Raw genomic sequence first — 14,965 nt, forward strand, 5'->3', positions numbered from 1 at the left:
TCATGGATCACGCAATATATACGGCGATGGGCGCTGCCAGCCAGACGTTAAATCAGCAGGCAGTGACGGCCAGTAACCTGGCAAACTCCTCGACGTCGGGCTTTCGTGCGCAGCTCAATGCACTGCGCGCAGTGCCGGTCCAGGGGCTGACATTGCCGACGCGTACGCTGGTTATCGCCTCTACGCCAGGTGCCAATATGACCCCTGGTCAGCTGGATTACACCTCTCGCCCGCTGGACGTTGCGATGCAACAGGACGGCTGGCTGGCGGTACAGGCGGCTGATGGCACTGAAGGCTATACCCGCAACGGTAACATTCAGGTTGATGCGGCGGGTCAGTTGACGATCCAGGGACGTCCGGTGATGGGCGAAGCGGGTCCGCTGACGGTTCCGGAAGGATCGCAGCTGACGATTGCGGCGGACGGGACAGTATCGGCCCTGAACCCTGGCGATCCGGCGAACACGGTGGCCCCGGTGGGGAAACTGAAGCTGGTGAAAGCCGAGGATAAGGAAGTGGTGCGCAGCGATGACGGCTTATTCCGTCCATCCGCACAGGCACAAACCACGCGTGGCCCAACCTTCCAGGCGGATCCGAGCATTCGCGTGATGTCCGGCGTACTGGAAGGCAGTAACGTCAAACCGGTTGAAGCCATGACCGATATGATCGCCAACGCCCGCCGTTTCGAAATGCAAATGAAGGTTATCACCAGCGTCGATGAAAACGAAGGCCGTGCTAACCAACTGCTGTCTATGAGTTAACAGGATTTCTTATGATCAGCTCTTTATGGATCGCGAAAACGGGTCTCGACGCGCAGCAAACCAACATGGATGTGATCGCCAACAACCTGGCGAACGTGAGCACCAATGGTTTCAAGCGTCAGCGTGCCGTCTTCGAAGATTTGCTTTATCAAACCATTCGTCAGCCGGGCGCACAGTCGTCCGAGCAGACCACGCTGCCGTCAGGGCTGCAGATTGGTACGGGTGTGCGTCCGGTTGCGACCGAACGTCTGCACAGCCAGGGTAACCTGTCCCAGACCAACAACAGCAAAGACGTGGCGATCAAAGGCCAGGGTTTCTTCCAGGTGCAGCTGCCTGACGGAACCTCAGCCTATACCCGCGACGGCTCTTTCCAGGTCGATCAGAATGGTCAGCTGGTGACCTCCAGCGGTTATCAGATCCAGCCTGCGATCACCATTCCGGCGAACACCCTGAGCATTACTATCGGGCGTGATGGCATCGTGAGCGCGACTCAGCAGGGGCAGGCCGCGCCTGTTCAGGTGGGTCAGCTGAACCTGACAACCTTCATGAACGATACCGGTCTGGAAAGTATTGGTGAGAACCTCTACACCGAAACCCAGTCCTCCGGTACCCCGAATGAAAGTACGCCGGGTCTGAATGGCGCAGGTCTGCTGTATCAGGGTTATGTCGAAACCTCTAACGTCAACGTGGCGGAAGAGCTGGTAAACATGATCCAGGTGCAGCGCGCGTATGAAATTAACAGCAAAGCAGTGTCGACGACCGACCAGATGCTGCAAAAACTGACGCAACTTTAAGGTGTAGTCCGGTGCGGTTTCCGCCGTACCGGCTCCCTGTTTTCGAAGATGAAGGCAATGCAAAAAAACGCGGTTTTTCGTTATCCAATACTGACTGTCCTGGCCGTTACCCTCAGCGGGTGTGCCTTGATCCCGTCAAAACCTCTGGTAGAGGGTGCGACTACCGCCCAACCCGTTCCCGGCCCGACGCCGGTGGTAAACGGCTCCATTTTCCAGTCAGCGCAGCCGATTAACTACGGTTATCAGCCGCTGTTTGAAGACCGTCGTCCGCGTAACGTGGGCGATACCCTGACCATTGCGCTGCAGGAAAACGTCAGCGCGAGCAAAAGCTCCTCGGCGAACGCCAGCCGCGACGGCAAAACCGACTTCGGTTTTGATACCGTTCCGCGCTATCTGCAGGGCCTGTTTGGCAATGCGCGTGCCGATGTGAACGCTTCTGGCGGCAACAGCTTTAACGGCAAAGGCGGCGCGAACGCCAGCAACACCTTCAGCGGTACGCTCACGGTGACCGTCGACCAGGTTCTGGTGAACGGCAATTTACACGTGGTGGGTGAAAAACAGATCGCCATTAACCAGGGCACTGAATTCATTCGCTTCTCCGGTGTGGTTAACCCTCGCACCATCAGTGGCACCAACACCGTACCGTCCACCCAGGTGGCGGATGCGCGCATTGAGTACGTCGGTAACGGCTACATCAATGAAGCGCAGAATATGGGCTGGCTGCAACGCTTCTTCCTTAATTTATCGCCGATGTAAGCGAGGTGACCCATGTTTAAATCCCTCTTCGCCATGCTGTTGATCCTGGTCGCGACCTGCGCCCAGGCCGACCGCATTCGCGATCTCACCAGTGTACAGGGCGTACGTGAAAACTCACTGATTGGCTATGGCCTCGTGGTCGGCCTGGACGGAACGGGCGACCAGACCACCCAGACGCCGTTCACCACTCAGAGTTTGAACAACATGTTGTCCCAGCTCGGGATCACCGTCCCGCAGGGCACCAACATGCAGCTGAAAAACGTGGCGGCGGTCATGATTACCGCATCCTACCCGGCGTTTGCGCGCCAGGGGCAGACCATCGACGTGGTTGTCTCCTCGATGGGTAACGCCAAAAGCCTGCGCGGCGGTACGCTGCTGATGACCCCGCTGAAAGGCGTGGACAGTCAGGTGTATGCCCTGGCGCAAGGTAACATTCTGGTCGGCGGTGCGGGTGCATCGGCGGGCGGCAGCAGCGTGCAGGTGAACCAGCTCAACGGCGGACGTATCACCAACGGTGCGATCATCGAACGTGAACTGCCGACGCAGTTTGGCGCCGGGAACACCATCAACCTGCAGCTGAACAACGAAGACTTCACCATGGCGCAGCAGATCGCTGACACCATCAACCGCAGCCGCGGTTTTGGCAGCGCCACAGCGCTGGATGCCCGTACCGTGCAGATCCGCACCTCAAGCGGCAGCAGCAATCAGGTACGTATGCTGGCGGATATCCAGAATATGGAAGTTAACGTGCCGGTCCAGGACGCGAAAGTGATCATCAACTCGCGTACCGGATCCGTGGTCATGAACCGCGAAGTGACGCTGGACAGCTGCGCCGTTGCACAGGGTAACCTCTCAATCAGCGTCAACCGCTCGGCCAACGTCAGCCAGCCGGATACGCCATTTGGCGGCGGTCAGACGGTCGTGACACCGCAAACGCAGATCGATCTTCGCCAGAGCGGCGGCTCGCTGCAAAGCGTGCGTTCCAGCGCCAACCTGAACAACGTGGTCCGGGCGCTGAATGCGCTGGGTGCGACACCGATGGATCTGATGTCGATTCTGCAATCGATGCAAAGTGCAGGATGCCTGCGCGCGAAACTGGAAATCATCTAATGCTGGGTGATAGCAAGCTGTTGACTAGTGCGGCCTGGGATGCCCAGTCGCTCAACGACCTGAAAGCCAAAGCAGGCACTGACCCGGCGGCCAACCTCCGCCCGGTCGCCCGCCAGGCGGAAGGGATGTTTGTACAGATGATGCTGAAAAGCATGCGTGATGCGCTGCCGAAAGACGGAATGTTCAGCAGCGATTCGACGCGGCTCTACACCAGCATGTATGACCAACAGATTGCCCAGCAGATGACCGCCGGGAAAGGGCTGGGCTTCGCCGATATGATCGTCAAACAGATGGAGCAGGCGCAGGGGATCCAGACTGAAACCCTGTCCCGGCAAGTGCCAATGAAGTTTGACCCTGAAACGGTGACCAGCTATCAGAACCAGGCCGTGACGCAGATGGTACGCAAAGCGATGCCGAAACCGTCCGGGCCGAGCGATGAACCGCTGTCTGGCGACAGCAAAGACTTCCTCGCACAACTTTCGCTCCCGGCACGTCTGGCGAGTGAGCAGAGCGGGGTGCCTCATCACCTGATTCTGGCGCAGGCCGCGCTGGAATCCGGCTGGGGGCAACGCCAGATTCGCCGTGAGAACGGCGAGCCGAGCTTTAACATCTTCGGCGTGAAAGCGACGCCGGGATGGAAGGGGCCGACCACAGAGATCACCACCACGGAATATGAAAACGGCGCGGCGGTGAAAACCAAAGCCAAATTCCGTGTTTACAGTTCATACCTCGAAGCCTTGTCAGATTATGTTGGGCTGTTGAGCCGCAATCCGCGCTATGCCGCGGTGACGCAGGCCGCAACGCCGGAGCAGGGCGCACAGGCGTTACAAAACGCCGGATACGCGACCGATCCGCAGTATGCCCGCAAGCTGACAGGGATGATTCAACAGCTTAAAGCGATGGGCGAGAAAGTGAGCAAGGCTTATAGCACCGATATCGAAAATCTGTTCTAAGGGCTCAAGTTTGAGCGCGCGGTGTCGATAATCCTTATCAGGACTCGTGTCTGAAAGTTTACAAGGAACCTCAATGTCCAGTTTGATTAACAGCGCCATGAGTGGCCTCAGTGCGGCACAGTCGGCACTGAATACCGTCAGTAACAACATTTCCAGCTATAACGTGGCCGGGTATACCCGCCAGACCACGGTGCTGGGTGCAGCGAACAGTACCCTGACCGGCGGCGGCTGGGTTGGCAATGGCGTTTATGTTTCCGGCGTGCAGCGCGAATACGATTCATTCATCACCAACCAGCTGCGTGCGGCCCAGACCCAGAGCAGCGGTCTGACCACGCGTTATCAGCAGATGTCGAAAATTGACGACGTGCTGTCTGATACCACTAACTCCCTTTCAGCCACGCTGCAGGATTTCTTTACCAGCATGCAAACGCTGGTGAGCAACGCGGAAGATCCGGCGGCGCGCCAGACCGTGCTCGGGAAAGCCGATGGCCTGGTGAACCAGTTCAAAACCACTGACCAGTATCTTCGCGATCAGGACCGCCAGGTAAATACCGCGGTGGCGACCAGCGTTGATCAGATCAATACCTATGCGAAGCAGATTGCGAATCTGAACGATCAGATCTCCCGTCTGACCGGCGTCGGTGCAGGCGCTTCGCCAAACAACCTGCTCGATCAGCGCGATCAACTGGTGAGCGAACTGAACCAGATCGTCGGTGTGGAAGTCGCGGTTCAGGACGGCGGCACCTACAACGTCTCCTTCGGTAACGGTTACAACCTGGTGCAGGGCAGCAAAGCCAATCAGCTCGCGGCCGTGCCATCGAACGCGGATCCTGCGCGTACCACCGTGGCGTTTGTCGATCCCATTGCGGGCAATATCCAAATTCCTGATAAAGAGCTGACTACCGGTTCATTGGGCGGTCTGATTTCATTCCGTAACGACGATCTGGATAAAGCGCGTAACTCCCTGAACCAACTGGCACTCGCGTTTGCGGATTCAATGAACCAGCAGCACGAAAAAGGTTTCGACGCCAACGGCGATGCTGGCGGCGCATTGTTCAGCATCGGCTCTCCTGCTGTCACCGGCAACGCGAAAAACAGTATGCCGGGCGCGAGTATGACCGCGACGGTTACCGACAGCACTAAGGTGCAGGCGACTGACTATAAGGTCGAATATAACGGCTCCAACTGGACCGTGACGCGCAGCTCTGACAAAACCTCGTTTACCGCGACGCCAGATGGCAGCGGCAACATGACCTTCGACGGTTTAACCGTCAATGTCAGCGGCGCGGCGGCCAACAAAGACAGCTTCACGGTGAAACCGGTCGTCGATGCGATCGTGAACATGGATCTGCTCATCAGCGACGAATCCAAACTGGCGATGGCCGGTTCGGCGACGGGCGGTGAGAGTGATAACGTGAACGGTAAAGCGCTGGTGGCGTTGCAGAATGCCAAAGCCGTCGGCGGAAATAAAACCTTTAACGACTCCTACGCAGCGCTGGTCAGTACCGTCGGCAGCACCACGGATTCACTGAAAATCAGCGCGGCGACCAAGAGCAACGTGGTCACCCAGTTAAGCAATCAGCAGCAGTCTATCTCCGGGGTTAACCTCGACGAAGAGTATGGCAACCTGCAGCGTTTCCAGCAGTATTACCTCGCGAATGCGCAGGTTCTGCAAACTGCCAGTACGCTCTTCGATGCGTTAATTAATATTCGCTAAGGCCGAGGTCAACAATGCGTATTAGCACCCAAATGATGTACCAGCAGAATATGCGCGGGATCACGGACTCCCAAAGCAAATGGCTGGGATATGGCGAACAGATGTCGACGGGCAAGCGTGTGAACCGCCCGTCAGATGACCCGATTGCGGCTTCACAGGCGGTTGTCCTGTCGCAGGCCCAGGCTCAGAACAGCCAGTTTGCGCTGGCACGTACCTTCGCCTCGCAGAAAGTCTCGCTGGAAGATAACGTTTTAAGCCAGGTGAATACGGCTATCACCAGCGCGCAAGAAAAACTGGTGTATGCCGGGAACGGCACGCTGAGCGACGATGACCGTCTCTCCCTGTCGACGGATTTACAGGGGATTCGCGATCAGCTGATGAACCTGGCCAACTCCACCGACGGTAATGGACGCTATATTTTCGCGGGCTACAAAACCGAGTCTGCGCCGTTTGATTCGGCGACCGGGGCGTATTCCGGCGGCACTGAAGCTATCTCTCAGCAGGTGGATTCCGCCCGAAACATGTCCGTCAGCCACACGGGGCAGCAGGTATTTGAAAGTATCACCAGCAACGCGCAAGAGATCCCAGGCGGCGGTTATGGTGACACCAATATGTTCAAAATTCTGGATAACGCCATCGCGGCACTGAAAGTGCCTGTCGCCAATGATCCTGCGGCGGCCGAAACTCAGGGGGCCATCGTCGCGGCTTCCGCGGTAGGTATCAAGAATACGCAGAACAACGTCCTGACCGTATTAGCTGATGTTGGTACCAAAATGAATGAACTGGATAAGCTGGATGCGCTGGGCGCCGATCGCGCCCTCGGTCAGACGAAGCAGATGAGTGACCTGGTCGATGTGGACTGGAACTCAGCGATTTCGTCTTACACCATGCAGCAGGCGGCGCTTCAGGCCTCGTACAAAGCGTTCAGTGATATGCAGGGCATGTCGCTGTTCCAGCTGAATAAATAATCTTTTAGCCTCTTAGAACCTATCTTGAAACTGGATAGGTTCTGTCTGCCCAACCCTATTTCAGGTTGGGCTTTTTTTTACTGATTTTGTGCCTGGGCGTGTAACACGCGGGCGCTTTCCATCAGGCGAATCACCATCGCCAGCGCGCCGCAGAGCGTTGCCAGTGCCACCACACCTTGCCAGCCTGCCACGGCGTACACTTTGCTCCCTAACGCCGAGCCCAGCGCCATGCCGATAAATACCACCGTAAACAGCAGCGCATTGAGGCGGCCACGCGCCTGGGGTTCAAGGCTATAGACCAGATTCTGGTGAGCGATCAGGCTCGACTGAAGCCCGAGATCAAACCCGACGGCGGAGAGGGCAATCAGAACGAGCTGTCCGTGAGTGCCGAGGGCGGGCATCAGGAACATCAGGGCAAACGAAACGGTCACCAGCGCCGCGCCCAGTTGCGTCACTTTGCCCGCGCCGAGTTTATCGGCCAGCCCGCCAGCCAGCGGGGCTGCCAGCGCACCGGCGGCACCTGCAATACCAAACCCGCCCGCCACGGCGCTCCCGAGGTGATAGCGCTCGAGCAGCATCACCGCCAGTGTGGACCAGAAAGCGCTAAAAGCTATCGACAGAAATCCCTGCGCCAGCGCCGCACGGCGCAGGGCCGGGTAGCGACGCCACAGGTGTTCCATCGAGCGCATCAGGGCCGGATAGCTGAGCGTGGAGTGAATCGCAAAGCGCGGCAGCACCGCCCACATCACCACGCCGATCAGCGCAATGCTGGCGGCGGCCAGCTGATACATCACGCGCCAGCCGAAGGCTTCACCGACGACGCCGCTCACCGTACGTGACAGCAGAATCCCGAGCAGCAGGCCGGTCATCACCGTGCCGACGGTTTTGCCCTGTTGGCCTTCCGGGGCCAGAATTGCCGCGGCCGGGACGATATCTTGCGCCATGGTGGCGGCCATGCCGATCAGCAGGCTCGCCAACAGCAGCGAGTGCAGTTGCCCGGTCAGGCTACAGGCCAGCAGAAACAGCGCCAGCGCCGCGCTTTTGATGAGAATCAACGTCCGCCGATCGTGACGGTCGCCGAGCGGAAGCAGGAACAGGATGCCGAGAGCGTAACCCGTCTGCGTCAGGGTAGGGACCAGACCCATCCCTTCGATACTCAGATGCAGATCGGCACCCATCAACGGCAGCAGGGGTTGAGCGTAGTAAATCGATGCCACGCTAAAACCGGCGCCGATGGCGAGAATAAAAATCATCCAGCGGCGGGTGGCATGGGCGAGAGTCGTGGTGTTCATTCGGTGGTCCTCATTCATGGAGTGAGGCTATTCTTCTGCATTCGCGCTTGAGGCGGTAGCCAGCGGAGTGGTAAAACGTTTATACGTTAAACGTATAGCCAGAATAAAAATGAAACGAGCAGAGCGTATAGACAGGGTTGAGCTGATGCGTACTTTTGTGCGTATCGTGGAATCGGGTTCGCTTTCTGCCGCTGCGCGTCAGCTGGGCACCACGCAGGCGACCGTCAGCCGTCGCTTGCAATCCCTGGAAACCTTACTCGGCGTGCGACTGCTCCTGCGTACCACCCACGCCACTAAGCTAACGGACGACGGTGAGCGGTGTTATCAACACGCCAGAAAGGTGATCGACAGCTGGCTGGCGCTGGAAGATGAAGTGGGGCAGTCGGAGGATGAACCCGTCGGCACGCTCCGGGTGCGAGCGCCGCATGCGTTTGGGCAGGAGCAGCTTCTTGCGCCGCTGTGCCAGTTTTTGCAGCGCTACCCGCAGCTCTCTGTCGAATGGAAGCTCAATGACCGTTCGGTCGATTTTCTGAGTGACAACATCGACTGCGCGATCCGCGTGGGGGCGGAGATCGACCCGGCGACGGTCTCAGTTCTGCTGGCGGAGGTTCCGCGCTGTGTGGTCGCCACACCGGCGCTGCTGGCGCACTACTCCGTACCCGAGAAACCGGACGACCTTAGTGCACTCCCCTGGATTGCGCTGAACACCTTCTACCAGCAACATATTGAACTCTTCGATGGGGTTTCCCCGCAGCCCGCGCGCGTGGCGATTTCGCCGCGTCTGAGCACAGACAGCCTGTATGTCACACGCAATACGGCTCTGAATGGATTAGGGGTGGCGGTGGTGTCGAGCTGGACAGTGGAGGAGGATATTCGTGCCGGGAGGCTGGTGCATCTCTTGCCCGACTGGCAGCCCGCGCCGCTTCCGGTGCATCTGGTTTATCCGTGGTCACGCTATTATCCGGCGCGCTTGCGACGTTTTCTGGAGATGATGCGCGAGGTGATGCCGCAATTGAGCGGGATGCGAAAACCTCTCCCGTAAATCAGGGCCAAAAAAAAGCCGACCATCAAGGTCGGCTTTTCGTTATGACTGCGAGTTATTCAGCAGGCTGTGGGCGCGTGGCCGGAGCCGTTGCCTGGTGGGTGGCACTGTGACCACCTGCAGAACCGCGACCATCGAAATCGAACGCAGGACGCACCCAGTCGCTATGACGTGGCGCTTCTGGAACGTATTCAGGTGCCGGAGCGCGAGTCATCGGTGCAGTGGCGTGATGATGTTCAGCAACTACGGCAACAACAGGCTCTGGTTTCGCAACCGGGGCTGGCGCTTGTGGTTCAGGAGTGACTTCAACCGGTTGCTCAGCAACCGCTTCTGTCACCACTTCTGCTTCAACCGCCGCTTCAGCCGGTACAGCTTCTTCTGCAACCTGTTCAGCCACAGCGACATCTTCTTGTGCGATGAACTGAGGCTGCTCTTCCACTGGCGCTTCGATCACTTCCGGATGCGTGGTTTCGATTTCTGCGGGTTCAACGACCGGCTGAATCTCTGCCACTGGCTCAACTTCAACAACCGGCTGTGGTTCAACGGCAGGCTGCTGCACGGCTTCAGCGACCACAGCGGCGGCTGCCACTTCAACTGGCGCTTCAACCATCGGCTCAACGTTTTCAGACGCGACGTTCTGCTCGTCGAACTGCTGATCCTGTGGACGCACAATCGGATAGCGGATGCAGACTTTACCGGAGGCCAGTTCTGGTGACGCACAGGCCACGGTCAGAGGCATCGGAGACTGGGTCGGGTAACGCTCGTCACGGTAACGACGACGACGCTGACCGCTCACGCGCAGGTGGCGCGGAGAGCGACGGGAGCGACGCGGCATACCGTTGTTATCACGGGCTTCGCCATTGTCATCATGCTCTGCAGCAGACTCAACGACGGCTGGCAGATCCAGTTTCGCCAGTTGGGTGTTCTGAGCGGCTTCAACAACCGGCTCAGCGGCCTCAACGGTCGCCACTTCAGCTTGTTCAGAGGCGAAGCGGACTTTCTGCGACAGTTGACGCTGCTTACGGCGCGGCATCACCTGAACGCGTTCTTCCTGATCCGCATCCTGCTCAACAGGGGCTTCAGTGTTAACGACTTTAACTTCCTGCTGCGCCTGACGTTTGTCGTCATTGCGGCGGCGGTTACGTTCACGACGTGGCTGCTGCTCGTCACGCTGTCTGGTGTTTTCAGACTCATCGCCCGCTGGCTGGCGGATTTCACGATCTTCCACTTTTTGCTGCTGTGGCTTCTCGCGACGGTTGCGACGATTATCTTCGCGCGGCTCACGACCTTCGTTGTTGTCGGAACGGTTATCGCGCTCACCGCGGTTGTCACGGTCACCACGATTATCGCGGTTATCACGACGGTCACGGTCATTACGATCGCGGCGGTTGTTCTGACGTTTACGACGATCCTGCGGACGCTCTTGTTTCTCTTCTTTCGGTGCAACGACTGGCTGCTCCGGCTGAGGCTCTTCACCGGCGAACATTTTCTTCAGCGCGCCGAAGAAACGTCCCAGCAGGCCAGATTCAGCAGGTTTAGCGCTGGTTTCAGCGGCAGGTTTCTGCGCAGCCGCTTTCGCTGGTGCGCTTTCCATGGCTGGAGCCGGAGGTGCTTCTGGCATGATGAAGGTGGCCAGCGCCGGTTGTTCAGGAAGCTTACGCTCTGCAGGCTCTGCATCAGAAGGCATCGCCATCTCTTCTTCGTGCAGTTTCGGCAGCAGGTAGCTCAGGGTGCTGGTCTCTTCGCCTTTACGCACACGCAGAACGGAGTAGTGCGGGGTCTGCATCTGGTCGTTTGGCACGATAATGCAACGCACGCCGCCCTGGCGGGTTTCAACGGCGCTCACCGCTTCACGTTTTTCGTTCAGCAGGTAAGAGGCAATTGGCACCGGAACAATCGCGTGAACTTCTTTGGTGTTCTCTTTCAGCGCTTCTTCTTCGATGAGACGCAGAATGGAGAGGGACAGCGATTCGTTGTCACGTACGGTACCCGTGCCGCTACAGCGTGGGCAGACGTGATGGCTGGATTCACCCAGTGACGGGCTCAGGCGCTGACGAGACATCTCCAGCAGACCAAAGCGAGAAATATGGCTGATCTGGATACGCGCACGGTCCTGGCGCACCGCTTCACGCAGACGGTTTTCCACAGCGCGCTGATGGCGAACCGGGGTCATGTCGATGAAGTCGATAACAATCAGGCCGCCCAGGTCGCGCAGACGAAGCTGACGGGCAATTTCATCTGCGGCTTCAAGGTTGGTGTTGAAGGCCGTTTCTTCGATATCGCCGCCGCGGGTTGCGCGTGCGGAGTTGATGTCGATAGCGGTCAGCGCTTCGGTGGAGTCGATAACGATAGAACCGCCGGACGGCAGACGCACTTCACGCTGGAAGGCGGACTCGATCTGGGATTCAATCTGATAGTGGCTGAACAGCGGGATTTCACCGGTGTACAGTTTAATTTTGCTGGTGAAATCCGGACGACCCAGCGCCGCGATGTGCTGGCGAGCCAGCTCAAGCACTTTCGGGTTATCAATCAGAATTTCGCCGATGTCCTGACGCAGATAGTCACGGAAGGCACGAACGATAACGTTACTTTCCTGGTGAATCAGGAACGGAGCCGGACGGCTTTCTGCGGCTTTCTGGATAGCTTCCCAGTGCTTCAGACGGAACCCTAAGTCCCACTGCAGCGCTTCGGCAGATTTGCCAACGCCTGCGGTACGAACGATAAGACCCATGCCATCTGGCAGTTCAAGGCTTGCCAGCGCTTCTTTAAGCTCTGTACGGTCGTCGCCTTCGATACGGCGAGAGATACCGCCCGCACGCGGGTTGTTCGGCATCAGAACCAGATAGCTGCCTGCCAGGCTGATAAAGGTGGTCAGCGCAGCGCCTTTGTTGCCGCGTTCTTCTTTATCAATCTGAACGATAACTTCCTGGCCTTCGCGCAGCACATCTTTGATGTTCGGACGACCATGGGAGTTGTAATTAGCAGGGAAGTATTCGCGGGCAATTTCTTTAAGAGGAAGGAAACCGTGACGCTCAGCGCCGTAATCGACGAATGCGGCCTCAAGGCTTGGTTCAATGCGGGTGATTTTGCCTTTGTAAATGTTCGCTTTTTTCTGTTCGTGTCCAGGACTTTCGATATCCAGATCGTACAGACGCTGCCCATCCACGAGGGCGACACGCAACTCTTCTTGCTGAGTTGCGTTGATTAACATTCTTTTCATCGTAACTTACTCATTATTCTTACATTGACGACTAAGCTGCGGGCAAGGTGACGCTTTCCGGGGTTTGAACCGATGGCCTCGTGACTATTGACGTCGCCAACCTCACGGTTGTCGCTCGCTTAAGAGGCGCAAAGTGTCGGTTGCCTGTATTTCATACGGAAACACAGCGCAATTATCAGGGGAACAGCCTGGGAACACTCTCCAGAGAAGATTCCATTTACCGGTAAGTACTGCAACCCGCAGCCCGCTAACTGTCTGAAAGATCAATACGTCTTACGCCATTGCTGCGTGGATGATCGGTCAGACAAAATGGGTCATTCCGTCGACATCCTTACAAAACACGGATTTAACGCGGAATACGACTTCATTATTCCATTGCTAACCCGGTTATAGCAAGATGACTTTTACCATTTATCACCCGGTTACTCACAGTTTCTCCACTTCAACGAGACGATTGGTCTAATAACCACCAAATCGTTTGCGTACAAAGAAAGCTGCCCGGATAAAAGTAAATATAAGCATAGAAAAATGAGTGGCGCTAATGCGTATCGATATTTAGAATCGCCAACCATGAAAACAGAGACTCCATCCGTAAAAATGGTTGCTATCGCTGATGACGAAGCGGGGCAACGAATCGACAACTTTTTGCGCACCCAGTTGAAAGGCGTGCCAAAAAGCATGATTTATCGCATCTTGCGTAAAGGCGAGGTGCGGGTGAACAAAAAACGCGTCAAACCTGAGTACAAACTCGAAGCGGGCGATGAAGTGCGTATTCCGCCTGTGCGCGTCGCTGAGCGCGAAGAAGAGGCGGTGTCGCCGCACCTGCATAAAGTGGCCGCGCTGACGGACGCTATCCTGTATGAAGACGATCATATCCTGGTGCTGAATAAGCCTTCCGGTACGGCAGTGCATGGCGGCAGCGGGTTAAGCTTTGGCGTGATCGAAGGCCTGCGCGCTCTGCGCCCGGAAGCGCGTTTCCTGGAGCTGGTGCACCGTCTGGACCGCGATACCTCCGGCGTGCTGCTGGTGGCGAAGAAGCGTTCTGCGCTGCGATCGCTGCACGAACAGCTGCGCGAGAAGGGGATGCAGAAAGACTATCTGGCGCTGGTGCGCGGTCAGTGGCAGTCGCATGTGAAAGCGGTGCAGGCTCCTTTGCTTAAAAATATTTTGCAAAGCGGCGAGCGCATTGTGCGTGTCAGCCAGGAAGGCAAACCGTCGGAAACCCGTTTTAAAGTGGAAGAGCGTTACGCTTTCGCGACCCTGATGCGCTGCAGCCCGGTCACAGGACGTACTCACCAGATTCGTGTCCACACGCTGCACGCCGGACACCCGATTGCGTTTGACGATCGCTACGGCGACCGTGAGTTTGATAAACAGCTGGCCGGGACGGGGCTTTCCCGTCTGTTCCTGCATGCCGCCGCGCTGAAATTTACCCATCCGGGTACGGGTGAGGTAATGCGGGTCGAAGCGCCGCTGGATGACCAGTTGAAGCGCTGTCTGAAAGTCCTGCGCGGCTAATCTTTGCCCGGCGGCGCTACGCTTGCACGGGCCTACGGGGTTTGTAGGTCGGGTAAGCGCAGCGCCACCCGACGATTCCCCCGCACCGTGCATACGTAGGCCGGGTAAGCGTAAGCGCCACCCGGCAACACTCACGCCGAAAGCGGTTACAGTGCTCGCGTCTGAGCATCTGGCACAGCGCAATCAGCGGCAAACCGACCAGCGTGTTCGGGTCGCGGCCGTCCAGTTTGTCAAACAGCGCAATCCCCAGCCCCTCGCTTTTAAAGCTTCCCGCGCAGTTGAGTGGGCGCTCTTTGCGCACGTAATCCTCAATCTCCTGCTCGCTCAGATGACGGAAATGAACGTCGAAAGGCTCGCATTCGGTTTGCAGATGGCCCGTGGAGGTGTTGTAGAGCGCAAGGCCGGTGTAAAACGTGACGATCGAGCCACGCGCTTTCATTAATTGCAGGCGCGCGTTCTCTTCGGTGTGCGGTTTACCGGTGATTTCGCCGTCCAGCACGCAAACCTGATCGGAGCCTATAATCAGATGATTGGGGTAGCGAGCGGCCAGACTTTGCGCTTTCTCCTGCGCCAGGCGCAACACCAGATGACGTGGCGATTCAGCCGGTTGCGGCGTTTCGTCGGTGACGGGCGCGGCGCATTCAAAAGGTATTCCCAGCTTTTCGAGCAATGCACGGCGGTAGGGAGAAGTGGAAGCGAGCACGAGATTTGGCATATTTTTTTCACCAGATATAGCGTATCGATGCCAGCCATTTTAAACTACAGCCCGCAATGTGTGCGAATAATTGGCAAAAGGCAGCCCTGGTTGCCTTTTTCTTTGACTCTATGACGTTACAA

11 protein-coding genes and 1 pseudogene are annotated in these 14,965 nt (G+C 57.4%); 9 read left to right on the top strand and 3 right to left on the bottom strand.

Annotation, left to right across the window (positions count from 1 at the left end; translation table 11 throughout):
• Window positions 1–2: 2 nt before the first annotated feature.
• From QQF33_RS25060 to flgL, 7 genes are all read left to right on the top strand, one after another.
• Window positions 3–758, top strand: coding sequence for a flagellar basal body rod protein FlgF (locus QQF33_RS25060; protein ID WP_282494903.1), 756 nt, complete (start codon window positions 3–5; stop codon window positions 756–758).
• An 11-nt stretch (window positions 759–769) separates the two neighbouring features.
• Complete coding sequence (gene flgG / locus QQF33_RS25065) at window positions 770–1,552, top strand: flagellar basal-body rod protein FlgG (RefSeq protein ID WP_282494904.1); 783 nt, start codon at window positions 770–772, stop codon at window positions 1,550–1,552.
• Between the two features lie 57 nt (window positions 1,553–1,609).
• Complete coding sequence (gene flgH / locus QQF33_RS25070; protein ID WP_282494905.1) at window positions 1,610–2,308, top strand: flagellar basal body L-ring protein FlgH; 699 nt, start codon at window positions 1,610–1,612, stop codon at window positions 2,306–2,308.
• Between the two features lie 12 nt (window positions 2,309–2,320).
• Window positions 2,321–3,418, top strand: a complete 1,098-nt coding sequence (locus QQF33_RS25075; protein ID WP_282494906.1) for a flagellar basal body P-ring protein FlgI — start codon at window positions 2,321–2,323, stop codon at window positions 3,416–3,418.
• Window positions 3,418–4,371 carry a flagellar assembly peptidoglycan hydrolase FlgJ gene (gene flgJ, locus QQF33_RS25080; RefSeq protein WP_282494907.1) on the top strand — a complete coding sequence of 318 codons (954 nt, stop codon included), beginning with the start codon at window positions 3,418–3,420 and terminating at the stop codon, window positions 4,369–4,371. Before QQF33_RS25075 ends, flgJ begins: the two co-directional genes overlap by 1 nt.
• A 73-nt stretch (window positions 4,372–4,444) precedes the next feature.
• Window positions 4,445–6,088 carry a flagellar hook-associated protein FlgK gene (flgK, locus tag QQF33_RS25085; RefSeq protein ID WP_282494908.1) on the top strand — a complete coding sequence of 548 codons (1,644 nt, stop codon included), beginning with the start codon at window positions 4,445–4,447 and terminating at the stop codon, window positions 6,086–6,088.
• 14 nt (window positions 6,089–6,102) lie between these two features.
• Window positions 6,103–7,056, top strand: a complete 954-nt coding sequence (gene flgL / locus QQF33_RS25090) for a flagellar hook-associated protein FlgL (RefSeq protein ID WP_282494909.1) — start codon at window positions 6,103–6,105, stop codon at window positions 7,054–7,056.
• 77 nt (window positions 7,057–7,133) lie between these two features.
• Here flgL and QQF33_RS25095 read toward each other — a convergent pair whose 3' ends face one another.
• On the bottom strand, window positions 7,134–8,348 hold the full coding sequence (locus QQF33_RS25095; protein ID WP_285158806.1) for an MFS transporter: 1,215 nt from the start codon (window positions 8,346–8,348) through the stop codon (window positions 7,134–7,136).
• Window positions 8,349–8,457: 109 nt separating this feature from the next.
• Between QQF33_RS25095 and QQF33_RS25100 the strand changes: the two genes are divergently transcribed.
• Complete coding sequence (locus QQF33_RS25100; RefSeq protein WP_285150775.1) at window positions 8,458–9,390, top strand: LysR family transcriptional regulator; 933 nt, start codon at window positions 8,458–8,460, stop codon at window positions 9,388–9,390.
• A gap of 55 nt (window positions 9,391–9,445) precedes the next feature.
• Here the strand turns inward: QQF33_RS25100 and rne are convergent, their stop codons facing one another.
• Window positions 9,446–12,610, bottom strand: coding sequence for a ribonuclease E (gene rne / locus QQF33_RS25105; RefSeq protein WP_285150774.1), 3,165 nt, complete (start codon window positions 12,608–12,610; stop codon window positions 9,446–9,448).
• A 570-nt stretch (window positions 12,611–13,180) separates the two neighbouring features.
• Between rne and rluC the strand changes: the two genes are divergently transcribed.
• On the top strand, window positions 13,181–14,128 hold the full coding sequence (rluC, locus tag QQF33_RS25110; RefSeq protein WP_282494913.1) for a 23S rRNA pseudouridine(955/2504/2580) synthase RluC: 948 nt from the start codon (window positions 13,181–13,183) through the stop codon (window positions 14,126–14,128).
• Window positions 14,129–14,273: 145 nt separating this feature from the next.
• On the opposite strand, the pseudogene QQF33_RS25115 reads toward rluC, so the two are convergent.
• A pseudogene (locus QQF33_RS25115) lies at window positions 14,274–14,843 on the bottom strand (Maf family protein); the annotation flags it as partial.
• Between the last annotated feature and the right edge of the window lie 122 nt (window positions 14,844–14,965).

The sequence above is a fragment of the Lelliottia wanjuensis genome (assembly GCF_030238365.1).
GTDB lineage: Bacteria > Pseudomonadota > Gammaproteobacteria > Enterobacterales > Enterobacteriaceae > Enterobacter > Enterobacter wanjuensis.

What these genes read in the sequence shown, in the direction of transcription:
- QQF33_RS25060 (WP_282494903.1), top strand. Translation starts at nt 3, where the DNA reads ATGGATCACGCAATATATACGGCGATGGGCGCTGCCAGCCAGACGTTA.
- flgG (WP_282494904.1), top strand. Translation starts at nt 770, where the DNA reads ATGATCAGCTCTTTATGGATCGCGAAAACGGGTCTCGACGCGCAGCAA.
- flgH (WP_282494905.1), top strand. Translation starts at nt 1,610, where the DNA reads ATGCAAAAAAACGCGGTTTTTCGTTATCCAATACTGACTGTCCTGGCC.
- QQF33_RS25075 (WP_282494906.1), top strand. Translation starts at nt 2,321, where the DNA reads ATGTTTAAATCCCTCTTCGCCATGCTGTTGATCCTGGTCGCGACCTGC.
- flgJ (WP_282494907.1), top strand. Translation starts at nt 3,418, where the DNA reads ATGCTGGGTGATAGCAAGCTGTTGACTAGTGCGGCCTGGGATGCCCAG.
- flgK (WP_282494908.1), top strand. Translation starts at nt 4,445, where the DNA reads ATGTCCAGTTTGATTAACAGCGCCATGAGTGGCCTCAGTGCGGCACAG.
- flgL (WP_282494909.1), top strand. Translation starts at nt 6,103, where the DNA reads ATGCGTATTAGCACCCAAATGATGTACCAGCAGAATATGCGCGGGATC.
- QQF33_RS25095 (WP_285158806.1), bottom strand. Translation starts at nt 8,348, where the DNA reads ATGAACACCACGACTCTCGCCCATGCCACCCGCCGCTGGATGATTTTT.
- QQF33_RS25100 (WP_285150775.1), top strand. Translation starts at nt 8,458, where the DNA reads ATGAAACGAGCAGAGCGTATAGACAGGGTTGAGCTGATGCGTACTTTT.
- rne (WP_285150774.1), bottom strand. Translation starts at nt 12,610, where the DNA reads ATGAAAAGAATGTTAATCAACGCAACTCAGCAAGAAGAGTTGCGTGTC.
- rluC (WP_282494913.1), top strand. Translation starts at nt 13,181, where the DNA reads ATGAAAACAGAGACTCCATCCGTAAAAATGGTTGCTATCGCTGATGAC.